The organism is Bradyrhizobium sp. GCM10028915 (assembly GCF_042666195.1).
Classification (GTDB): domain Bacteria; phylum Pseudomonadota; class Alphaproteobacteria; order Rhizobiales; family Xanthobacteraceae; genus Bradyrhizobium; species Bradyrhizobium canariense_D.
Genome location: NZ_JBHTFN010000004.1, coordinates 1 through 22,289, shown reverse-complemented (window position 1 = coordinate 22,289; position 22,289 = coordinate 1). Strand labels below are relative to the sequence as shown.

Genomic DNA, 22,289 nt, shown 5'->3' with positions numbered 1-22,289 from the left:
TCGCCGACAAAGGACGACAGGCCCGGATCGGCCGCCGCCGCGACGCTCTCGACCGACGCGCTGCCGCCTTCACCCGCTGCGGCGAAGGTGGAGGTGCGCACCGTAATGACCTTCTTGGCGTCCTTCGACTTCACCGTCTGGATGGCGTTGCCGGCGTAGATCGGACGCTCATAGGTGTCGGGGGCGACCACCTTGGTGATCTCTGAGACCTGCATGACGTCGAGTAGGGCTGCGACGCGCGGCATCACGTTCTTGAAGCGCGAGGTCGCGGGCGCGACGATCGCGTCATAGGCGGGCGCCAGCGAGACGATCAGCGCGGCCAGCGGCTCGGCGAGGCCGTGCGCGTAGGGCTCGCCTTCGGCGACCAGCACCTTGGCGACACCAGCAAGCTTCGAAGCAGCCTCGGCCGCAGCCTTGATGCCCAGCCCGCCACCGGCGACCAGCACATGGACGTCGCCGCCGAGCTGGGACGCCGCGGTCAGCGCCTTGTTGGTGGAGTCCTTGAGGACTTCCTGTTCGTGTTCGGCAATCAGCAACGTCGTCATCAGAGCACCCCGGCTTCGTTCTTGAGCTTCGACACCAGCTCGGCGACGTCCTTCACCTTGACGCCGGCCTTGCGGCCCGCGGGCTCAGCCGTTTTCAGAACTTCGAGGCGCGCGGTGATGTCGACGCCGTAATCGGCGACGGTCTTGTCCGCGATCGGCTTCTTCTTGGCCTTCATGATGTTGGGCAGTGAGGCATAGCGCGGCTCGTTAAGACGAAGATCGGTAGTGACGATCGCCGGCCCCTTCAGCTTCACGGTCTGCAGACCGCCGTCGACTTCACGCGTGACCTTGAAGTCGCTTCCTTCAACTTCGAGCTTCGAGGCGAAGGTCGCCTGCGACCAGCCGAGCAGCGCGGCCAGCATCTGGCCGGTCTGATTGCTGTCGTCGTCGATCGCCTGCTTGCCGAGAATGATGAGGCCCGGCTGCTCTTCTTCCGCGACCTTCTTCAGGATCTTGGCGACGGCGAGCGGCTCGACGGGGCCCTCCGCCTTCACCAGGATGCCGCGGTCAGCGCCCATGGCGAGCCCAGTGCGGATCGTCTCCGATGCCTGCGCCGGTCCGATGGAAACTACCACGACCTCGGTAGCCTTGCCGGCTTCCTTCAGGCGCAGCGCTTCCTCGACCGCGATTTCATCGAAGGGGTTCATCGACATCTTGACGTTGGCGAGTTCAACGCCCGATCCATCGCTCTTGACGCGGACCTTGACGTTGTAATCGACCACCCGCTTTACCGGCACTAAGACCTTCATCGATCCTCTTTCACTCAATCTGGGAGGGAGTTATCACGAATTGATTGAGTCCATCCGCGTGGATCGCGACCAAAGCGCAGATTTTGTGCGCTACAGGTCACTCAGACGCAGCAAAGAGCCGGTGCTGTAACTCGTCTTCCGCGTGAGGGACATGATTGCGTCCAAATAGTTGCGGCTGGTGACCGATCAGCGGCAGCAGATGGAAGCAAGTCGAACAATAAGATCCTGCCACGGCCGAGACAGGACGGGTCGATCGCACTCTCGCGTGGAAGGAAAAGCCCCTCGTGGAAGGAAAAGCCCCCTAAAGACCGTCCATCATGCGCCGCAAACATCCCGGCTGGTCATGACGTTAACACACTCCAGCCGCCCCCCCTTTGAGGCCGGCCAAAGCGCGGTCTTCGGTTTCTACGCGCTTCGAGCCGCGGACTGTCAAACCAGACCAACGCCACGTTTCAGCAACGCGTTCACAGCGAATGCCGTCTGTTAGGCGATCAGCAAATAGCGCCGCCCTTAAGCGGCCATTGCGCCAGAATCGGTCCCGTCCTTTCACGCTTAGTCAAATTGCAGGACGTTCGAAGCGTCATTCGGGCGAGCGACCAGCTCGGCCGGGAAATAGTCCCCTATGATGGCGTAGGCTAGGGCTGTGCACGATGCAGCTACGGACACAACGCACTATGGCAGCAAAGGCGGCCAAGGCGGATTCTGCAACAATCAACATCGCTGCACGAACTGCAAAGAGCGCCTCCTTTTTTCTACTGCGACTGCGCGCAGCCCAACCGGTGCACCAAAGCTTAATGCGACTGCCACAAGGAACGATCACCGCTGGCGCCGCGCGACCGCAGCCACTCAACTCGGGCGATCAACACGACTTGCGTATTCTCGTCGAGCAGCGGCGGGGCGCGATATTAGGTGATCGGTGTCGCGGAGAAGGTCAGCGCGTTGCGGATCAAGATCAGCTCGGACGAACTTGTCCTTCACGTTCACCCGCATGCCGCGCTCGGTGATGTGCGGATCGGCGAACACCTGGTGAAAGTTCGTTTACCGGACCACAAGGGACACCGGCCTTCTCCAGCTTGCGGAGCCGCGCGACCGTGGCTTTTGATAGAGGACCAGCAAAGATCGCCATGATTTTCTTACCGTTGGTGACGCGATCGTTGTTCTTGAGGAGTTTCGGTTGGTAGCGAGTTCAGGTGCCTCGAGAGCGGCGCATGCCCGGGCAAACTGACCGTCATTGCCGACCATCAGCATCATCTCATCCTCCGCGCAGCGAAACACACCGACTGCCAACGCACCATTGCCCCAAGTCCGCCGGCTGGACGGCCTATTGCCATTCACGAATAATTTGGAGATCGTGGTTGAGCGAGGTCATCGCGGCGTCGAGCAGGGAGACATCGATGTGCTGCCCTGCCCCGCCATTGACCTCTTGGTAATAGAGGGCCGACAGGAAGGCCGATCGAGACGTTCATGCCGGTCATGTAGTCGACGATCGAAGGACCGACTTCATCGGCCCCAGACACGGCCCGCCGTCCATGTGGCCGGTGACACTCATCACCCCATAGCCTGGAAGACCCGGTCATAACCGGCGCGCGGCGCATAGGGCCCGGTCTGGCCTGTGACCGACCACTAGATGATGCCGGGATTGATCTTCTTGAGGCCCCCACTCGTAGTCGAGCCGAAACGCTTGAGATCCCCAACCTCGTAGTTCTCCACGAATACCTCTACGTCTTCGGTAAGCTGACAGATGATCTCCCGCCCACCGGGCTTGGCGATGTTGACGGTAACCGAGTTCTTATTGCGGTTTGCGCAGAGATAGAATGTTGTTGTTCTCCTTGACCCCGGGGATCGGGTCGGTGAGGAAGTCCGAAGGCGCGCGCGTCGTCGCCGGTGCCGGGCCGCTCGTTTTAATCACCTCCGCGCCAATATCGCCAGCATCGGCGCCGACAAGGGCGCAGGCGAGCACACGCGTGAGGTCAAGGATAAATTGATGCCAGAAAGCGGCAGGACCAATAGGAAGGTTTTCTCCTTAATGACTCTTCTGAGGCGGAACACGTCCGTTCGCGCCTCAAGCGCCGTTCGTATACTCGCGACGCCATTGTGTTCGAATTCGATGGCCCGCATCGCCCGAAGCAGAGAATGCCCTGTTCCTGGTCAGTAGTGCTTCCACGGAAATGATCGAGCCGACTGATGCAACTCTTACGATTCGCCCTCGCGCTTGCTTGCATGATTCCGCAAGACTACGAGCGCGTCCACTGCGACCCCGCTTTTGGCAGTGAGTAGAAATGGATTTACGTCGATGGAGGCGATGCGACCATCAGCATCGGCGATCAAATTGGAAAGTCCAACTAACGCACTGATCACAGAGCCTTTGTTCAGGGCCGGCCGGCCGCGGTAGCCCTTTATCTTCACGCCGGCCTTGGTGCGACGGATCAACTTTGCGGCCTCGGTGGCATCGATCGGCGCGCCGGCGAGCGCTACGTCTTTCATCAACTCGATATCGACGCCCCCCGTACCGAATAGCACCACCGGTCCCATCTCGGCATCAAGCGAGGCGCCTATCACGAGCTCGAGATCGGCCTTGACCTGCTGCGTGATCAAAATGCCTTCGAGGTGCGGCTTCCCCTTCAATTTCTTGACGCGGGCGGCGATGTCGTTGAATGCCTTTTTTACCTCGGCAGTGCTATTGAGATTGAGCACCACGCCGCCGATATCCGATTTGTGCAAAATGTCCGCGCTGACTACTTTTGCCACGACGGGAAAGCCGACCTTCTTGGCGACGCTAGCAGCCTCGTCGGCCGTCCGTGCTATTGCCTCCTTCGAGATCGGGATGCCATAAGCTTTGAGCAGCTTTTTGGAGGCGATCTCGTCGAGCGCGGCGCCGCTGGCACAATTCAAGGTCTTTTCCAGGACCGCCCGGGCCTGGGGGTTGGAAGAGGAAATAATATCCGGCACGTCCTTTTCGAGTGCGGCATAATCGATCAGCGCCTTGATTGCGCCGACCGCGCGGTCCATACCTTGCATGACAGCGATGTCAGGCAATGTCTTGCGCAAGGCAGTTGTATGTTCGGTAAAACCCATGGACACCGGGCTGATGTAGATTACGGGCTTCGTCGCGCTGCTCGCCATGCCGTTGACGATGCGCAAATTGCGCTCGCGCAATTCATGCGGCATCTTCGGCAAGTCGGCGTCAATGATGACGATGTCGACATCCGAGTCTTCGATCATGATTCCGATCGATTTGATGTAAACTGATGGATCGACAACTGCTGCAAATCCCGCGTCCAGCGGATTGCCGATAATCGAGCCCGGCCCGAGCATCGTTGCGAGCTTCTCGCTGGCATTCTTGCTGAGTGGAGGAAAATTGAGCCCCACCGAATGGAATGCGTCAATCAAGAGCCCACGCTTTCCGCCGGACAGCGTCACCGCGGCGAGGCGGTTGCCCTTAGGCAGTTGCGCATGAACGAAACATTCGGTGGTTTCCACGAGTTCGTCGAGTCCACGTACTCGGATCACTCCCTCGCGCGTCGATATTGCATCGAAGGACTCGATGGAGCCCGCCAGCGCCCCGGTGTGCGCCATGGCGGCGGCGCGTCCGCCTTCGGAACTCCCGAGTTTCAACGCAATAACAGGTTTGCCAGCAGCACGCGCTGCTTTGCAGGCATTCCGAAAGGTCTGAGCGTTTCGGACGCCCTCCAGGTAAACGACGATCACTCGGATGGAAGGATCGGCGGCGAAATATGTCATCAGATCCGAGGTCTCTAGCCCGGCCTCATTGCCTGTGGTGACCATATAGCCGACACCGACGCCGCGATCCTCCAACGCCTGGCGAATCATCATCACGATGGCTCCGGATTGGCCCGCGATTGCGACCGGCCCCTGCTCCATGGTGACGATCCGATCGTCGAGATTGGTGAAGAGCTTTTCGCCCGCACTCAGATTGCCGAGGCAATTTGGGCCTGTTATTGCAATTCCTGTCTCACGTACCGCGACGTTGAGTTCGGCGGCAAGCCGCTGACTCTCCTCGTCCTGCAGCTCGCTGAAGCCCGAAGTGACGATCGTTGCCGACCGGGCGCCCGCCGCGGCAGCATCCCGCACGACTTGAACCACGAAACGCGCCGGCACCAGCACAAGCACATGGTCCGGCTTTTCCGGAAGGGAAACAAAATCCTTGTAACAAGTCACTCCCCAGACCACGTCTCTCCGTGCATTTACAGGGTAGAGCCCGCCTCGATACTTGTACTTGATGAGATTGTTCCAAATGCGCTCGGCATAATTGCCGGGCTTGTCGGTGGCGCCGACCAGTACAATATTGCGCGGGTGCAGCATCGCATGAATGCCGCTAATGATATGACTCGCATCGGGCGCGGGTGACCAATTATCCGATGAAACGGCAGTAGTCGATACGTGTGCTTCCATAGGTCCAGTTCTTCCCTGTAGCTCTTCCGCCGAGACCCTGTGCTTCATGGTCTCAGCTTTGCGCCTCTCGCTTGCGGGGACCTCAAGACACCGCTCAGGGCTCTAGGTGGTCGCGGGCCGAGGGCTGAAGTGAGATAAATGAGGGCACACCGATAGTACCACACAATCCTCGGCAAGGGTGCCTGCGTCGGCCATAATGTACTGCGATCACCAGTGTCCAATGCTAGAGCCCTCTTTGGACCGTGAACGCCGAGGCGCAGCGATCAACATGCGAAAAAGAGCAGCAAACTTCCAGGTAAACGCAAATCGAAGCTGCATCAGGGCCACATCGAACGAAGGATCAATGCAAACAGCACGACAATCAGGACTCCGAGCAGCCGAATGGGTAAGCGTCTAGGCAAGAGACAATGGACGCCTGGTGTCGCGACCGAGTATTTGGCCTAACTTCAGGCATCAGCTCCTTTGTTCGTATACTAGCCGGCTCAGCGGCCGCGTTTCTTCGATGTAGGCCATCACATGGCCGAAATTCACCGCGCGATTAGACGAAAGCGAGGATTTCTCGTTCGACAGGTCTCCAGACCAAGCACGGGTATGAGCGCAAGTGAGGCGGTTTGCTGAGAGATAGACAGACTGTCCCCATGCAGCGGCCGCACTACAACTCGACTGCGGCCGAATAACCCCCGCCCGGTCAGTTTGTGCGGGGCCGCAAGTCTGCCACTTTCCGTTCTTCCGCGGCCACAACCAGAACAGGTTGCGTCTTCGACGACTTCGTCGAACAGGTCGGCGTAGATCGGTGCGATGAAGGAAGGATCATCGAGCTTGAGTGAGAGATAGTCAGGGCCTTCCCTCCGAGCGCTTCGACCAGGCAGCCTCGATCTCGTCCGGCCCATATAGAAACGGCGGCTCGGACCGTTTTGGCTGGAGAGTTGGCCTTTGCGAAGATACGAAAAGCCTGCCAACCCCAGAGTGATGATCTCGCCCTCGAAATCGTACGATGTTAGCCACGTCATTTCTCACTGGCGTGCTTCAAGCCCGCGACCATCGCGGCCTCGGTCGTATGGCGATCTCCACTCGCGGGTTAGTCTGCGCATCGTAGATCCTATCTGAAGGAGGAAAACACTTCTTCTCGCTCCGCACCGACACTTTTGGCCAACTCCACTTTCGAGCGGACGTTAAGCTCAAATTCAAACGCCTGAAACCGGTAGTTCGCGGAGGGTTGCAGCTATGTGACAGGTCCGAAGCCACGAGACGCCGCAGGGGCATTAACATTTCACTACCGCCAGCGGATTTGGTAACTCGTGCTCAACTCGAAAGTCCCGATAGCGCTCCAGATGCATGCTTAGCACCGAGCGGGTCCGCCAGGGATCGTCAAGAAACGCCTTGCGTTCTTCGAGCCAGAATGAATCCGACATCATGCGCGGCCTGAGCGCGTCAAAGACTGCCTCGGTTTCTTCCCGTAGGATGTGCCAAAAGCATGTGCCTGACGGTTTATAAATTTCGTTCAGGCACAGTGCGACCTCATGAAGGTGGCAGACGAAGCACGCGTCAATGACGAATGAGCGCACGATACTGATATCGTCGTCAAAGGCCGTTGGTAAGATCCCCGTCCGAGTGAAGGGCTTGAGATCGTACCCTCGTTCCTTGAGCAGGGGAACAAAGCTGCGGGCGTCGCCGAAATCACGGAGTAGCAGTTTTTTAGGGCGGCCGATTTGGTCGAATAGAATCGTACTGTTCTGCTGATGCGCCTCAACGGCTAGTCCGTAAAGCAGATACATGGTGAGTATCGGCCCGATCACTGTCCTCACATAGGCACGGAAGAACGAAGACACGACGGCTTCGTTTTCACCGCTGTCTCTCGCAATCAATTCGCAAATGAGCGGGCGACCGTCGATCGGGCTCGCCGTAAGGAGCGCTGCCACAGTGACCGGTAATAGTCCATCATTTCGCGTCAATGCACCGGAGTTGCGGTAGACAACTGAAAGAAAGCGGCCCGGATGCTCGTCGCCTGTTACGGGGTGGTGAAGGATTGCCCCCAGTTCTTCTGTGAAGATCTCCAACCCGTCCGAGAGGCACCGCTCATTTGTTAGAATTTCAGAAATCAAAGTGCTGAGACGCGGTCCCATGTAAATTGACTTGGCCTGCAGAATGCGCTGCTCGCTGGTCATCCAAATCGCCACCGGCAATTTGATAAACGGTTTCGGCTCCTGAGTGTCCGGCAGCATTGTGCGGAACGACATTGATGGCAGCGTTACGATCTCCGGGCCGTTCGGGTCGAAAACTCCGGAACTTATCTCGGACGCGAATTCACGTCGCAGACAATTGTCTAGGTGCCAGATATGGACAGGCAGGGGCAGCCAGTCCTCAGCGGACTTTCCACGTTTGCTCAAGCTTTCGGCCCATTCGCACGAGAGCTCCGGGAAGTTTTGTGAGAACCATTCTGAATAGCTGCCGACATGCGGCATCTTCTCCACATAGCACCATTCTTTGCGTAACGCGGCAATTCGGACGCGCACGCGAGCACCGAACTCAGGCGACAAGGCAGCGACGTCCTGGGGCGGCAGGCCGGATTTGGCTTTCCATGTCGGGTAGAAGGGGTGACCCTCCAGCGCCCCCCACTGATCGAGAGCAATTGCCCTCAGGTGCGGCGGCAGATTCTGGAGATACTCTAGGAAATCCCGGGCTCCTGCTTCGGCTATTTTAGCTCGAAGCTCTGCGCTCCAGTGTTCCCGGTAACTACGTGCGAGGGCGTCGTTACGCATGCTGTCCTCGACGTCACGGATTAGACGCTGAACGTCGTCCGTTGCGGGCGTGAGTGCCAAAGCGGGCGCGATCTGTCCGATGAGATCGGAAGGATTGTCGATCCGGTAGCGAGCGCCGGTCTCGTCTATTACTTCGATTGAACCTCGATTTTGAAACGTTCCGGCAGGCGCACGGTGCAAATCCGTAAAATGCAGGACCTCGCGTGATCGCCAAAGGGGGAGCCATGCTTCGTTGCTTTCCCGAGCCCACATTAATGCATCGGGGTCAAGAAGACGCTCGGCGAATAGACAGCGAACCAGCCGGCGGATGGCATTACGCGATGCGCCCAACCAAAGCTCCGAGGTGCGCGCCTTAAACCCCGCGTCTGCCGAAGAAGCCGTCCTCTCCTCCATCACACTTCCTCCAGCAAAATGGTAAGCAAACAGGCCGACGCGCTCTCCGTGAAGAACGCGGCGTGGTAGCTGAGCGGCTCACTAGGTTTTTGCGGGAATGGCCTCTTCGAGCTTCGCGGCCAGTTACATGAGCTGCGACTTGAGAGGTCAATGCCTCGGGCTGACATCAGCCCCAGAATTCGAAACACCTTCAACCTCAAATTGATGTGACAGAGCAGGATAACGAGCGCCAAGCCCATTGACGGGGCGGAGAGTAGCATGAGAACAGATGATTTAATGTCCAGTCTGCGCTTGTGGCTCTGGGAGCACCTCTGCAAGGGCGTGCCGATGCCGTACGGCATAGACGAACGACCTGCCGTGTCATCATTCGACAAAGGCAGGAGTGACACAGCTTGAATCGGAACCGCCCCCGACGGTTTGGTCTTTGTGATCAATTTGGATGTTCCTCCGCCAGTAGCGATGACAAGCCCGCAATCTCTCAGCAATCGGTGTGCCACGACAGCGTGCGCGATCTCGCTTAACGAGAGAGACAAAGAGGGGGACATTTCGCCTTTCCGCCAGCCGCTGGAATGATTGCGCGGCGGAATGTCGAGTCTCGACAGTATGGGTCTGGAAGCGGACATAATGCGCTCTGCAAATGCCCTGCCGAGCGTGGCACCGCCAGTGCATGATGTGAACGCCCACTATTTTTGTCACGCGCTACCAGGTCGTGCGGCATCGCGCGCGACTCAAGAACGAGGTGTATTCGATCCTGCACGCGCAACTGGTCCCGAAGTGCCCGCACGCCGATCTGTTCGACGCTCGCGGCCGGGTGTGGGTGGCCGCTCAACAGCTTCCAGACGATGAGCGCTCGGCGATCGATCGGCACATCCGCGAGCTTGGGCGGCTGGCGGAAGACCTCGCCCTGCTCGATCGCGAGATCGCGCATCGACAATTCCCGCGGTCAACCGATTGATAACGGTGACCGGCGCGAATCTGTCGGTCGCCGCCGACATCGTGGCGGCGATCGGCGACCTCAGCCGGTTGAATAGCCCGCCGAAACTGGTGAGCTATTTCAGGCTTAGTCCGCTTTGCCGCTTGGCCAAATGGGCGTGGTAGGCCGAGCGGACGCTCGGGAGACTTGCAGATCGGCTCGCCCCATGCACCCCACGATGATCGTCGATGAAGGCGATCATGGGCTTGGACCTGCGGTTGAGCTCCGCCATCGCAAACCAGCGCTCGCTGTGCGCAAAATTTGTTTGGCCTGCCGAAGCTCGCGCCAGCCCTTCAGCGTTCTCGGGCCTGCCGGTCGGGACGGCGGCCCACTACCCGCTATCGACCTCGGCCTTATTGGCCCAGTCGTGCAGCCGATCTGGCCGCAATCGACGTCACTGCCGCCCTGCGCGAAAGGGTGTTCCCTGGCGTGATCCAGACTAGGAACGTGTATCAGTAATCGGATTTTTCTCGACGAGGAAGGCGCGTCGTGATTCAAACGACGGATGAGCAAGACATTTCGACCTTGGGACGTTGATCAGGTTTGGCTGTTGCCGCCGTCGATCCAGGATTTGGTGCCTTCCGGGCACGTGGCCCACTTTGTTCGCGACACGGTTCGCACTGGCTTGGACCTGTCGCGGATCATGGATGTCTATGATGAGGAGCGCGGCTTTCCGCCCTATCATCCTGGCATGATGGTGGCGCTGCTGCTTTATGCGTACAGCCAGGGGATTTACTCGTCGCGCAGGATCGGGCGGGGCTGCGAGGAGCGGCTGGATTTTGCGGCAGTAACGGGGATGCAGCATCCGGACTTCCGCACGATCAGCGAGTTCCGCAAGCGGCATTTGGCGGCCCTCTCGGGCTTGTTCCGGCAGGTTCTTGCGCTGTGCCGCGAAGCGGGGCTCGTGAAGCTTGGCCATGTGGCGCTCGACGGCACCAAGATCAAGGCCAATGCCGGGATCAACAAGGCGATGAGCTATGGCCGGATGAAAGAGGCGGAGCCGACGCTTGCGGCGGAGGTCCAGCACTGGCTGGCTCAGGCCAGGCCGACAAGGCTGAGGATCGTCAGTTCGGAGCCTCGAAGCGTGGCGACGAGATGCCTGAGTGGATGGCCAATAAAGAGAGGCGGCTCGAGAAAATCCGTACCGCCCAAGGCCGCGCTGGAAGCTGAAGCCAAAGCCGCCTCGAAGGCGGACGATGACGGCTCCGGTGATGGCGGCAAGGGCCGGCCGGGACACAAGTCCAAGCCCGTCACGGCAGAGCCGAGCGACAAGGCGCAACGCAACTTCACCGATCCCGACAGCCGCGTGATGCCGACCAAAAACGGCTTCATCCAGGGCTACAACGCACAGGCCGCCGTCGATGGCGCCCATCAGATCATCGTGGCGCATGCGCTGACCAACTCGCCGAGCGATCAGGCGCAGCTTGCGCCATTGCTCGATACCATAAAAGCCAATCTCGGGAAGAACCCGGATGAAGCATCGGCCGATGCGGGCTATTGCTCGCAAGCCAATCTTCGCACGCTCATCCGACGCCGGATCGAGGGCTACGTCGCCACCGGACGGCAAAAGCACGGCACCAAGGCGGCCACGACAAACAGGAAGCTCAAATCCGGCACGCTCGTCGCCAGAATGAGCACAAAGCTCAAGCGCGCAGGCCATCGAAGCCGGTATCGATTGCGAAAACAGATGAGGCTTCCGCCAGTTCCTCCTGCGCAGCATCGACAAGGTCAAAGCCGAATGGGCCATGATCTGCATCGCTCACAACCTCGCAAAACTCGCAGCCGCACGCTGAGGAGAAACTTGTCTCCCCAAAAAGCCGCTTCACAACTCGCTTCGCTTGATCCCAAGTCCATTACCGCGACACGCTCCTAGGAACCGCGCGGGTCCGGCTTGTCGCCTCGTTGGTCATGGCTCCCTCCTCTCAAGATTTGGAGCCTCTGGCACCCGGTGGCGCTTCAAAATCTAGTTGTTAGACAAACATTCCGAGGAGATCGACAACAGATGCGGCAGCACGAATCGCTCTATTCGACTTAGATAGTCGCCCTGACCCGTTTCTAGCAAGTAACTGTATCCAGCGATAAGTCTGGGAGGCTCACAGCATCGACACGAGAAGCTCTCAGCGAGAGAGTATTCGGAGCAGTTGTAGTCGATCGTTACTTCGTCCCTGTCGCAACCAATCTCCTCGATTGCAATCAGGACAATGCCACCACCTTCCACCTGAAGGCGGGCATTTGGGCGGCAACAGTGATTGATGAAGTCTATGTATTCACTACAAAGGTGTCTATTGCGATCGGTTTGTATCGTTCTCTTGGTTGCCTTCGGATAGACCACGCCTTCGAGCTTTTCTATGACATTTCCCCTCGTAATGGTTTTTCTCGAAAACAAGCCGGACCCATTTATCTTGGATCGTCCAACGTAGATGCGATCTGGCGGCTTACAAACGTTATTAGTTTGGCTCATGATGTCACGTCTCCGATCTGACTCAACTTTTGCTTCTATCCCGTTTAGCTGTCGAAAAGGTAGCTGTGCTGCCTTGGTCATGATCATGCGATCTAACGCTCTGCCTTTAGGCTGGCAACCTACGAATGATGGTAGTCTCCGCTCGTTGAGCAGCAACTCTGGCTTCCAATTGTAGATCGCCGCTTCGGAGATTCCATGCTTTCGAGCCAGCTCGGCCGTCCTTCAACCTCATGCTCTTTCAATATCGCGATAATCTACTTCTGTATTCGGTCTGCGTCTGTCGATCCCTTAAAGCGCGTGCCGCGGGTACCTACTTCTGTTGGTGCTCGGCAAAGCGCCACATGATGGGATTCAGTTGAATGGTCGGTTCAGCTCATCGGCGTAGCCTGCGAGGACCCACGACAGATCATGCGAACTCGACGGTCCCACGCGCCTCGGCGAGCGTCTTTTTGGATGGCGATGGCGTCCTTACGCGCGCGCCGTCCACCGGAATTCGGTACCGTCGACCCACGTTCGGTGAAGGACGACAGCCATCGTTCTGCCCAGCGCGACCTTCCCACAGTGCTTCCTCGCCGGTGAGCAACACGCACCGCCCAAGCCTTCATCGGAGACCAGTAGGCGCCCACGGAGTTGGGAATGCAGGAATCGCCAAGGATCGACCACGGTGGAGCGGAAGGTCACCCAAAGACCGGACCGATCCTGGCATCGGTAAGAGCCAGCAGCCGGGTCGCTGCGCACAGCCTTTCAGAACCGGACGATCGAGTCGGGCGACTCTCGCATCAGCGCTTCGCGTCGGCAAGCAGCGGATACATAATCGCCTCCAGCATGGCGTCATCGCGACCAACTCACGAACTCCCGTCGCGAGTCCGCAAGACGATTCCGATTTTGAGACCGAGCGGACGCAGAAGTACTCGGCGGACCTGCTCTGCGGGAGCGATGGGGCGGATGACATGCTTGCGAGCAGCTGGCAACGTCCGCGGCCTTTAGCTGCCGATGCTCTTGACATGAACGCGCTTGAACCATCCCGATCTCACCATCTGTGCGATCTCAGGGCGTCGTTGCGATCGGCCTTCAGAGGCATGGCTGAAAGTGCCGCCTCAGCCTAGCGGTCTTCCAAACTGACGGCCAGCGGCCCAAGAGATTTGCGGCTAGCCGTGCTGAGGTCGGTCCTGCCTCCAGGCCCACGCGCACAACTCGACCAGCCCATGGTTCGAGGTACTGCACAATCGGTGGCGCGTCCGCCGACGTCGTTCCCTCCCTGATAATGTTTCCGGTCTCGTCCACCGCACATATCGAGCGGAATTCAGGAAACATGGAGGCCGACGTAAGATCATGACTTTTCTTCCTTGGATGGATTCCCTCCATGATCGTCAGTCAAAACGTGCTGCGCGCGGCGAAATAGGCAGACGATGGGGACCGAACACCAGTCTCACCGGTGAAACGATTTCGCTTGATGCCCTGGCCCTCGTCCTGGGCTAGGACGACTCCACACTGGATTAGGCGCCGGGAGGCAAGCTCAACACTCAGTTGCGCTCGCGCCTGTCTCTGCGACCCTGACCAGCTCCGAGCGCTACCGTCCTGCCGCTGGCGAGTTCAAGGGGAACTTTTGACAACAAGCAAGCAATTAAACGGGCCGAATGACACGATAGATGCTAGGGGCGACGGCAGACGAGGCAGGATCGAGCACAGAGCTGGCCATTTTTCCAATAAGCCCCTGCACCGTCGCCGTAGTGCTGACTGTCAGGTTCGCGCCATGTTGTCGGATCCGCGCTACACGCCCGCTGGAGCCAATCGCCTTAACTCAAAGCCTCCTAGTTGGCACGAGCCTTGAAGACGCAAGCCTAAGGCGACACGAGGACTCCTTAGCCGTCGGTAGCGACGATTCCGACGCCAGAGGCACAAAACGATAAGGTATTCGCCGAAGCTGGCAGCACCAACTGGCCTAAACGTGCTCGACGCCGCCAATCATGCACCTGCTGGCCCGGCCGCCATGGCGGCGGGCGACATCTGTGACAATCGCACCCGGCTCGAGGCTCTCCGCGGCAATCCGTGCATTCAAATCGCCCGGCCAGCGCTTTTCGACCTGCGCCAGCATACAGTTCGATACGTGGGGACGGTTGTATTATGTCGTCAGAATGGTCGTCCATAGTGAGCACCCTTGGCGAAGATGACTCTTTCAACAGTGCTCCCAAGACTCCGCTCAAACAATCTGAAGTGCCTCGGCACTACGTTTACGTTCGACCGGCGAGCACGACTCGCCGCTCTCGCGATCATACTGGCGCTGATGCGACAGAGACCGCGCAAGATGCAGAGAAGCGTCTAGTCGAGTATCTCCCAAATCCACGGCTCTGCACGATACAAGTACGAGCAGGAGCGTCTCATTCGTCGCCACCTTCCAAAGACCGCGATCTCACCACTTTGAAAAAGGCAGCCGAGCTCACGATCAGCGACGCCCTGGCCGATCGTGCAAACATCGCAAATGGTGTCAGACATACCGCGAGACCCCCTGACGAGGTGCTCCAACATCTCGGCACCAATCGATAACACCTTCGCGAATGAAAAGGTGGGCTTGGCAGCTTCCCGTCTGCCAGATCGAAGGGGTGACTGTCGGCCTATTCAGCCAATCTATCGATATGGTCCAGCGCCGAGCTCCTGCCAACTGGATCTGAATATGCTCCCCGCATCGAGGGCACTTCAGGTGAAGCCATTTCTGGTAACCTCCGCGCACTTCCCGAAAAACAAAGCCCTCGCTGAACTAATCCGGTGGCTCCGGCACATCCTTCACCAGGAAATGGCGACGACGAAGAAGCCCGATATCAATCAGAAATTGAACCCAGGAGAGTGGCAGTCGTATCATGAGGTAGTATCCAGAAATGGATCCATATCACCTCTGCCATCGTAGCGGCGCCGGTCGCACAACTTGCAGCCTGGCCATGATTTGCTAGAAGGCAAGAGATCGGCTTCTTTTACTTCATCGAACCTTCGTACGCGCTCAGAGGCCGCACCGCTGTCTCCCCTAAACACGTTCAACCGCTGGAACGACTCATTGACGGCCATCGTTGCGACTTCAGTGGTAAACGTTACGACAACGGGACTTGGATCAGCCGCATCTGCGACATAACCCGCCCGCCTTCTTTGCTCGTAAACTGCAGGATCTTTTCGCCGTAGACCCTCGTCAAGCATGATGTCGGATTTAATCAATCCCCTGCACACCTGGCAGGGGCTGCCTGGCTGGACGACAGTGACTCGTCCGTCAAACGCACGTAGCCCCCGCCGCTACGGGGGCCGATGAGCAGCCCGAGGTCGATGATCGGTACGAAATAGAAATGCGCCAATCGGTTGAGCACATTCCGGCCCAAGTGATCATCGGTACAACCAAAAACGCCGTCGCATGACTTGAGGGCGTCCCGCGCCTCGATGTCCTCGACGTGGTGTGGAATACGCGCAACTGAAATCGGAAGACCGATTCCAGCGATTGCTTCACCTAGTACATCGACTTTCAATCTGCGAAGGTTCGCGTCGGTCCGCGTCGAGTAATGTAGCCGGTTCAGGTTTGTTTCGTCGATGAAATCGGTATCAAAAGTGCCAAGTGCCGCACACCGATTCTTGCGAGAAGTGCGGCAACGGCAGAGCCCGTCCCTCCGCACCCGACGACACCGATGCGCAGTTGCGACAAGTCCAAGGTAGACTGCTGGCCGAACGCCCTGACCTGGCGATCGAATGCCGGGCGCGCACTTTCAGTGTTGACTTCGTCTGCGGCGTGGGTACGACTCCGTCGATCCGGTGGTACGCTAGGCGATCCGCCAGCCTAAATCGTTCCGGTGGGGGTTTGGAATCGAAGAGCAAAATCGGTCAGCTTCAGAACGCACGTTGTTCGAAGAGGCAGCCCAATTTGGAATTCGCTGCGGATTTACATACCCGATCCACGATGACCGGGCACGATCGCTGTTTTGAACTTTGCGACGGACGAGCATCGCACGGTTTTCGACCGCTCGTTACTCGAGCACGCACACAGCCTGCGGCTCATCGCATGTTCTTCCATTCACACGCGAAGCGGTTTTGGACGATTGATCACACGGTCGGCGGGGTGGTGCTGTCTCCTCGCGAGTACGAATGTCTCGAATGGTCCGGGCGCGGAAAATCTGCCGGAGAGATCGGGATCATTCTCGGCATCTCCGAGCGAACGGCGGGATTTCACCTGGACAACGCCCGTGCGAAGCTCGGGGTCAGCTCGCTTCGTCAAGCTATCGTGTGGCTAACCGAATCAAAATCTCGCAAATAAAAACTCCGCCCGCAATAAACACCTGTGCAACTGCACAGGTATGCTTCGCTACCGCTCGTTGCTTATTCTTCCAGCAAAGCAGGGAGGCAGTATGATTCAGCTTATCACCCCCGAGTACTACGGTGAGTTCGTTCACGAGCTCGCCGAGATACACCGGCTGCGCTATCGCGTTTTCAAGCAGCGCCTTGACTGGAGCGTGGAGACCAGCGGCGACATGGAGATCGACGAGTTTGATGTCCTTCGACCGGTTCACCTCCTGAACCGATCGACCGCAGGACACATTCAGGGTTGCGTCCGTCTTCTGCCCTCGAACCGGCTCAACGATGCTGAGAGACACCTTCCCCATTCTTCTCGAGGGCAACCGGCGCCACGAAGCCGTCAGATCTGGGAGAGCAGCCGATTTGCGCTCGACATTCCTCCGGACGCACCGAAGGCTAGTGGCGGACTTGCTGCCGCCACTTATGAGCGGACTGCGGGCATGATTGAGTTCGGCTTTTCCATCGAATTGAGCGAAATCGTCACTGTCACCGACGCGAGGATGGAGCGCGTTCTTCGGCGTGCGGGCTGGCCCCTCCGCCCGATCGGGAAAGCTCGTCCTCTCGGAAACACCGTCGAGATAGCAGGATACCTAGAGGTGTCGACCGGGGCCTTGGAGCAAATCCGCAAGATGGGGCGCATCGCAGGTCCGGTGCTCTGGGCTCCGGTGATCCGAGCGGCCGCTTAGGCCTTTCGAAGGAAGTCCAGTTGCGGCATTGCTCCCTATCGGGATCTCCGCTTGAGCTCTAGAGATGCACAATTTCTTTCGATCAACACCTTCTACTCAGGCCGGCAAAGCAATTGAACTGAGACACCTGAGATCGGCCGTCGCCGCGGCCGATTGTGGCAGCTTTCGTGGAGCCGCGGAGCTACTCAGGTCGCAGCAGTCGGATCGTGTCCCGTGGCGTGGTGTAGCTGGCGGCGGGGCACCGCGTTCGCCGGCAAGAGCCGGGCTGGTCAACTGGCGATCGCCGTGAAGCTGACGCTCGGATCATCGCTCAACGGCGCGATTGTTTCCAGTGTCATGTAACGGGCGCGCTGGACGGCCCATTCATCATTCTGTTCGAGCAGGATCGCGCCGATGAGGCGAACGATGGCGTCCTCATTGGGGAAGATGCCCACCACCTCGGTGCGCCGCTTGATCTCGCCGTTCAGGCGCTCGACCGGGTCGGTGGAGTGCAGCTTGGTGCGGTGCTGCAGCGGGAACGTCATGTAGGCCAGCACGTCGGTCTCGGCCTCGTCTAAGAAGCCGGCCAACTTCGGCAGCTTTGGCCGGAGCTGGTCGGCGACCTTGCGCCACTGGGTTTATCGTCGAGTGCAGGTAGGTCAGCGTTGCCTGATCATCGAGCCAGCTGCATTCCGGCATAAAACCTTCGACAAGCTGCAAGACGCGGTTGGTCCGGTCCATGAAGCCGCCCAGCACCTCTCGTGCATCGGCGGCGCCCGTGCGATGACTGCCTCGTACAGGAGGCGCTCAGCGATGGCGGCCCCCTCCGCTGGCGGCAAATAAAGGAAAGTCAGGTAATAGCTTGATTCAAAATGAGCGCCTGCCTCTTCGAATTGCGCTTTCCGCTCCGCGTCAAGGAGGCTTGACGCCGCATCCGGAAAAGTACTCGCACGGTAGGCCCCGGCCGAATGACGCTGAGCCTCGACGAAAATCGCCCAGCCGGAGCCTAGTCGCCGGAGCGCATTGTTCAGCCGCCCAGCCACGGCGACGAGTTCAGCCGGAACGGCACTGTCGAGATCTGGTCAGCGGAACCTTGCCGTCCGTTGGAATGAACCATCCTTGTTGAGGATAATGCCCTGATCGACCAGGACCACCCAGGGCAGGAAGTCCGCAAGGCGCGTGTTTGAACGGCGATATTCGGCAAGATTCATCATAGGCAACTCTAGGAGCTGAGGTGGCTTGGAACGCGGACGTGCCGGCGCACGACTTCCACAAAATCGGGATCGCGTTTTGCGGCCCAGACGGCGGCCATGCGGCCGACGAACCAGAGGAGAAGGCCGGCAACCCAAAGGCGCAGCCCAAGACCGAGTGCCGCCGCTAACGTGCCGTTGGCGATCGCCACGACACGCGGCGCCCCCCCATCAGGATCGGCTCGGTGAGCGCACGATGAACGGGCGCGATAAAGCCTGCGACAGGCTCCTCCATCAGATCACCACGCCGCCGCCGAAGGAGAAGAAAGACAGAAAGAAGCTCGATGCCGCAAAGGCGATGGACAGACCGAACACGATCTGAACCAGACGACGAAAGCCACCAGATGTGTCGCCAAATGCGAGCGAGAGCCCGGTCACGATGATAGTGATGACCGCGATAATCTTGGCGACGGGACCCTCGACCGATTGCAAAATCTGATTGAGCGGCTGCTCCCACGGCTTATTTGAGCCAGCGGCCCAAGCCGGGATACTGCCCAGCCAAAGGCTCACAATTGTTGTAGCCGGAATGCTGGCGCGGCGGAGAGATGAAGGCTTGCTCATGAGCGGTCTCCAATTGCAGAGAGGCTGTAATCACCTGATGCTCCTAAGCCGGTGACGCGGGCGAGCTCGCCCAAGCGGCGTTCGGCGCCGCGGCCGCTGAGCACCGCGATCACGTTGATTGTTTCGGCGATAAGCGGACGCGGGACTGTGACAACAGCTTCCTGGACGAGCTGCTCGAGCCGACGTAACGCCCCAAGCGCCGTTCCGGCATGGATCGTGCCGATTCCGCCAGGATGTCCCGTGCCCCAAGCCTTGAGCAAATCGAGCGCTTCGGCTCCGCGCACCTCACCGATGGGAACTCGATCGGGGCGCAGACGGAGCGACGAGCGGAACAGGTCGGAGAGCGAGATCAAGCCGTCTTTCGTGCGGAGCGCCACGAGGTTTGGCGCCAAGCACTGAAGCTCGCGCGTATCTTCGGTGAGAACGACTCGCTCAGTCGTTTTAGCGACCTCGGCGAAAAGGGCATTGCTCAGTGTCGTCTTGCCGGTCGTGCCGCCGCCGACCAGAATGTTCTTGCGCGCGCGAAGTGCATCCTCAATGCACCGGCTTGATCCGGCGTCATGATGCCGACCGCGACGTAATCCTCAAGGCTGAACACGCCAACCGCCGGTTTTCTGATCGCGAACGTTGGCGCGACAGCGATCGGCGGCAGCAGCCCCTCGAACCGCTCCCCCCCTCTCGGGCAGCTCGGCAGAACTCCTCGGGTTCGCCGGATGAAGCTCGGCACCAACTCAGTGAGCCACCACGCGACAATTCGCGCTCCATCAGAGGAGGATATATTCTTGCCAGTATCCCTAAGGCCGCTCGCCGGGCCTAGCTGAGCTCGCACATCTACTTGAGCTGCGCGTGTAGTAAGTCATGATCGAGTTCGCCTTCCCACCAGGATACAAACACCGCGGCAATGCCGTTTCCGATGATGTTCGTAAGCGCGCGCACCTCGCTCATGAACTTATCGATCGAGAATACGATCGCAATGCCCGGCACAAGCTCAGGACTGACCACCGTCAATGTTGCGGCCAAGGTGACGAAGCCAGCACCAGTAACACCGCTTGCGCCCTTCGAGGTGAGCATCGCCACAACCAGAATGGTGAGCTGCTGGCCGAAGTTGAGATCGACCCCGAGCGCCTGTGCGATGAATAAGGTCGCCAACGTCATGTAAATGTTGGTCCCATCCAAATTGAAAGAGTATCCGGTCGGCACCACTAGGCCCACCACCGGCTTGGAACAGCCCAGCCGTTCGAGTTTTTCCATCAACTGCGGCAGCGCGCTTTCGGACGACGACGTTCCGAGCACGATCAGCAGCTCATCCTTAATGTAGACGATGAACTTTAAGATAGAAAAGCCGACCAAGCGCGCGATCAGGCCAAGCACAATGATCACGAAGAGCCCGGCTGTCACATAGAACAGCGCAACTAATCCGATGAGTTTACCGAGCGCGGAGGGTCCGAATTCGCCGATGGTATAGGCCATCGCGCCGAACGCTCCGATCGGCGCGGCCTTCATCACGATCCTAATGACACCAAACACCGCGTGCGCAGCATCGTCAACCAGCCCGCGCATCCGCTCACCACGCTCGCCAAGCGCCATCAGCGAGAATCCGAATAGGATGGCAAACAGCAGCACCTGTAGCACGTCGCCTCGCGCCAGGGCGCCAACCACGCTATCAGGAATGATATTGAGGAGGAAATCGACCGCCTTCTGCCCTTCCGCCCTTTTTGACGTAGTTAGCTACCGCCGCGGCATCAGCCCGGGGAGCGAGCCCATGGCCGGCCTGAACGAGATTGCCCATCACGAGACCCAGGACGAGCGCGAAGGTTGATACGATCTCGAAGTAAAGCAGCGCCTTGATGCCGACTCGGCCGACCTTTCGTGCATCCTGAACATGCGCAATTCCGGACACAACAGTGCAGAAGATGATCGGTGCGATCACCATCTTGATCAGCTTGATGAAACCGTCACCAAGCGCTTTGACCCAGCTGCTCGTCCCCACAGCAGGCCACAACCAGCCAACGAGAATGCCAATCAGGATCGCGATGAGTACCTGGATGTAAAGAACTTTGTACCAGCGGCCAGAGGGCTGGAACAGAGCGGCGGCTTTGACAGAACGGCGTCGGTGAATGTCCATCATGCTCGACCCGGCGCCGTCGTACCAAAGAGGGGTGACAATGAAGGTACGGCTTCGCTCAGTGTTCCTTCGGTGCAGGACGCAGGGGACTCCGACCGCTCCAGATGGCCCCGTCCATTGCCGCGGATTGGCGCCTCTCCCCAATCCGCTTGTGGCCGACGCGAAACGAAGTTCTGAATCGCTTCTGAGAGCAGCGATAGAAACTTTAGAAAGCTTCCTTGAGAGCTGGAAAGCATCAGCGTCATACCGGCAGGCCGACCCCCATGTCACGTATCTTGTGAAGCAGCAATTCCGCATGAAGCCCACGGAAGGTGACCTCGTCCGGCATCGCAGCGAGTGCCGCCTCAGCTGTCGCCCATTCTTTACTCTTCATCGCGAGCTCAAGTCTGGCGAAGATCGGCTTCGCCAGCGCCTGCTTCTGCGATAATTCACGCTTTCTGCGTCGACCCGTGTTTATCCTCTCCCTATCCAGCGCTTTGGCTTCATTGCTCACTGCCCAAGATCCGTTCAGAACTTTGGGCAAGGCGATATTGAGCTGAGTGCGATAGCAGACAAAGGCGCTGCGTCCGTCACGGTCCACCACGAATGACGCGGGAATCCCCACAGAAACGGTGGGATCCATCCAGAGGTTGTTCATTTCGTCGGCGTAGTCGAATGCGATCGCGAAGTTCAGATTTGGCAGGCTCTTCGTCAACCAAGCGTCCAAACTCGCTCGCGCTTCATCCGCTGTCGAAGCTTGTTCGTGATCTGCGACATCTACCGCCTCAACTCCGTCGCTCCTGTATTTGTCATGCAGGAACACAAAAGTTGCCATGGATGCAATACATGGTCCGCACCACGTCGCCCAAAATTCGATGATGTATATTTCCTCAGGCTCGAACTTTGTAACGGGCTGCCCACGTCGCCAATACTCAATTTTGATCGAGGGGCCCGCGAACCGACGCTCAGCACGTTCGGCGCACCGACTTGATTTATGTGCGCATTTCGCTGATGGTGAGCGGTGATTTCACGCGATGGTTAGCAGGCATTTCGCGCGATCGTGAGCAGCCGCTTTGGCCGACATGGTGATTGGGTC

15 protein-coding genes and 9 pseudogenes are annotated in these 22,289 nt (G+C 58.7%); 7 read left to right on the top strand and 17 right to left on the bottom strand.

Going from position 1 to position 22,289, the window contains the following annotated elements; all coding sequences use genetic code 11:
* From ACFQX9_RS03540 to ACFQX9_RS03515, 6 genes and pseudogenes are all read right to left on the bottom strand, one after another.
* Positions 1–545: pseudogene (locus ACFQX9_RS03540) on the bottom strand (electron transfer flavoprotein subunit alpha/FixB family protein); the annotation flags it as partial.
* Positions 545–1,294, bottom strand: coding sequence for an electron transfer flavoprotein subunit beta/FixA family protein (locus ACFQX9_RS03535; RefSeq protein WP_377786608.1), 750 nt, complete (start codon positions 1,292–1,294; stop codon positions 545–547). The pseudogene ACFQX9_RS03540 and the gene ACFQX9_RS03535, both read right to left, overlap by 1 nt.
* 791 nt (positions 1,295–2,085) lie before the next feature.
* Positions 2,086–3,322: pseudogene (locus tag ACFQX9_RS03530) on the bottom strand (CaiB/BaiF CoA transferase family protein).
* A 165-nt stretch (positions 3,323–3,487) separates the two neighbouring features.
* Positions 3,488–5,707: an acetate--CoA ligase family protein gene (locus ACFQX9_RS03525; protein WP_377786606.1), complete on the bottom strand. Its 2,220-nt coding sequence runs from the start codon at positions 5,705–5,707 to the stop codon at positions 3,488–3,490.
* A 527-nt stretch (positions 5,708–6,234) separates the two neighbouring features.
* The gene (locus tag ACFQX9_RS03520; protein ID WP_377786604.1) at positions 6,235–6,717 is read right to left on the bottom strand and encodes a DUF736 family protein; all 483 of its coding nucleotides are present in this window, start codon (positions 6,715–6,717) and stop codon (positions 6,235–6,237) included.
* Positions 6,718–6,969: 252 nt separating this feature from the next.
* Positions 6,970–8,859 (bottom strand): IucA/IucC family protein, encoded by a 1,890-nt coding sequence (locus ACFQX9_RS03515; protein WP_377786602.1) that lies wholly within the window; start codon positions 8,857–8,859, stop codon positions 6,970–6,972.
* Positions 8,860–9,598: 739 nt separating this feature from the next.
* Here ACFQX9_RS03515 and ACFQX9_RS03510 point away from each other — a divergent pair.
* The 4 genes and pseudogenes from ACFQX9_RS03510 (at position 9,599) to ACFQX9_RS03495 (ending at position 11,625) form a co-directional block, all read left to right on the top strand.
* Entirely contained in the window at positions 9,599–9,814 is a 216-nt protein-coding gene (locus ACFQX9_RS03510) for a hypothetical protein (protein ID WP_377786600.1), read from the top strand.
* A gap of 5 nt (positions 9,815–9,819) precedes the next feature.
* On the top strand, positions 9,820–9,957 hold the full coding sequence (locus tag ACFQX9_RS03505) for a hypothetical protein (protein WP_377786598.1): 138 nt from the start codon (positions 9,820–9,822) through the stop codon (positions 9,955–9,957).
* A gap of 380 nt (positions 9,958–10,337) precedes the next feature.
* Positions 10,338–11,585: pseudogene (locus ACFQX9_RS03500) on the top strand (IS1182 family transposase); the annotation flags it as partial.
* Positions 11,551–11,625 (top strand): hypothetical protein, encoded by a 75-nt coding sequence (locus ACFQX9_RS03495; protein ID WP_377786629.1) that lies wholly within the window; start codon positions 11,551–11,553, stop codon positions 11,623–11,625. The pseudogene ACFQX9_RS03500 and the gene ACFQX9_RS03495, both read left to right, overlap by 35 nt.
* A gap of 170 nt (positions 11,626–11,795) precedes the next feature.
* On the opposite strand, the gene ACFQX9_RS03490 is transcribed toward ACFQX9_RS03495, so the two are convergent.
* The 4 genes and pseudogenes from ACFQX9_RS03490 to ACFQX9_RS03475 all read right to left on the bottom strand — a co-directional run bounded on the left by ACFQX9_RS03490 (position 11,796) and on the right by ACFQX9_RS03475 (position 15,969).
* Positions 11,796–12,293, bottom strand: coding sequence for an SET domain-containing protein-lysine N-methyltransferase (locus ACFQX9_RS03490; RefSeq protein WP_377786627.1), 498 nt, complete (start codon positions 12,291–12,293; stop codon positions 11,796–11,798).
* Between the two features lie 1,942 nt (positions 12,294–14,235).
* Complete coding sequence (locus tag ACFQX9_RS03485; protein ID WP_377786596.1) at positions 14,236–14,388, bottom strand: transposase; 153 nt, start codon at positions 14,386–14,388, stop codon at positions 14,236–14,238.
* Between the two features lie 390 nt (positions 14,389–14,778).
* Entirely contained in the window at positions 14,779–15,021 is a 243-nt protein-coding gene (locus tag ACFQX9_RS03480; RefSeq protein WP_377786594.1) for a DUF6527 family protein, read from the bottom strand.
* Between the two features lie 469 nt (positions 15,022–15,490).
* A pseudogene (locus ACFQX9_RS03475) lies at positions 15,491–15,969 on the bottom strand (HesA/MoeB/ThiF family protein).
* A gap of 122 nt (positions 15,970–16,091) precedes the next feature.
* Here ACFQX9_RS03475 and ACFQX9_RS03470 point away from each other — a divergent pair.
* The 3 genes from ACFQX9_RS03470 (at position 16,092) to ACFQX9_RS03460 (ending at position 17,299) form a co-directional block, all read left to right on the top strand.
* Positions 16,092–16,247, top strand: coding sequence for an autoinducer binding domain-containing protein (locus tag ACFQX9_RS03470; RefSeq protein WP_377786625.1), 156 nt, complete (start codon positions 16,092–16,094; stop codon positions 16,245–16,247).
* A gap of 76 nt (positions 16,248–16,323) precedes the next feature.
* Positions 16,324–16,575 carry a response regulator transcription factor gene (locus ACFQX9_RS03465; RefSeq protein WP_377786592.1) on the top strand — a complete coding sequence of 84 codons (252 nt, stop codon included), beginning with the start codon at positions 16,324–16,326 and terminating at the stop codon, positions 16,573–16,575.
* Between the two features lie 91 nt (positions 16,576–16,666).
* Positions 16,667–17,299, top strand: a complete 633-nt coding sequence (locus tag ACFQX9_RS03460; protein WP_377786590.1) for an acyl-homoserine-lactone synthase — start codon at positions 16,667–16,669, stop codon at positions 17,297–17,299.
* A gap of 269 nt (positions 17,300–17,568) precedes the next feature.
* Here the strand turns inward: ACFQX9_RS03460 and ACFQX9_RS03455 are convergent.
* From ACFQX9_RS03455 to ACFQX9_RS03425, 7 genes and pseudogenes are all read right to left on the bottom strand, one after another.
* Positions 17,569–17,913, bottom strand: a pseudogene (locus tag ACFQX9_RS03455) (transposase); the annotation flags it as partial.
* Position 17,914: 1 nt separating this feature from the next.
* Positions 17,915–18,492: pseudogene (locus tag ACFQX9_RS03450) on the bottom strand (conjugal transfer protein TrbE); the annotation flags it as partial.
* Between the two features lie 8 nt (positions 18,493–18,500).
* Positions 18,501–18,763: pseudogene (locus tag ACFQX9_RS03445) on the bottom strand (VirB3 family type IV secretion system protein).
* Positions 18,763–19,089, bottom strand: coding sequence for a TrbC/VirB2 family protein (locus ACFQX9_RS03440; RefSeq protein ID WP_377786588.1), 327 nt, complete (start codon positions 19,087–19,089; stop codon positions 18,763–18,765). Before ACFQX9_RS03440 ends, ACFQX9_RS03445 begins: the two are co-directional and overlap by 1 nt.
* Positions 19,086–19,897, bottom strand: a pseudogene (gene trbB / locus ACFQX9_RS03435) (P-type conjugative transfer ATPase TrbB); the annotation flags it as partial. The pseudogene trbB and the gene ACFQX9_RS03440, both read right to left, overlap by 4 nt.
* Before the next feature lie 23 nt (positions 19,898–19,920).
* Positions 19,921–21,214: pseudogene (dctA, locus tag ACFQX9_RS03430) on the bottom strand (C4-dicarboxylate transporter DctA).
* Positions 21,215–21,455: 241 nt separating this feature from the next.
* Positions 21,456–22,028 carry a hypothetical protein gene (locus tag ACFQX9_RS03425; protein ID WP_377786586.1) on the bottom strand — a complete coding sequence of 191 codons (573 nt, stop codon included), beginning with the start codon at positions 22,026–22,028 and terminating at the stop codon, positions 21,456–21,458.
* Positions 22,029–22,289 lie beyond the last annotated feature (261 nt).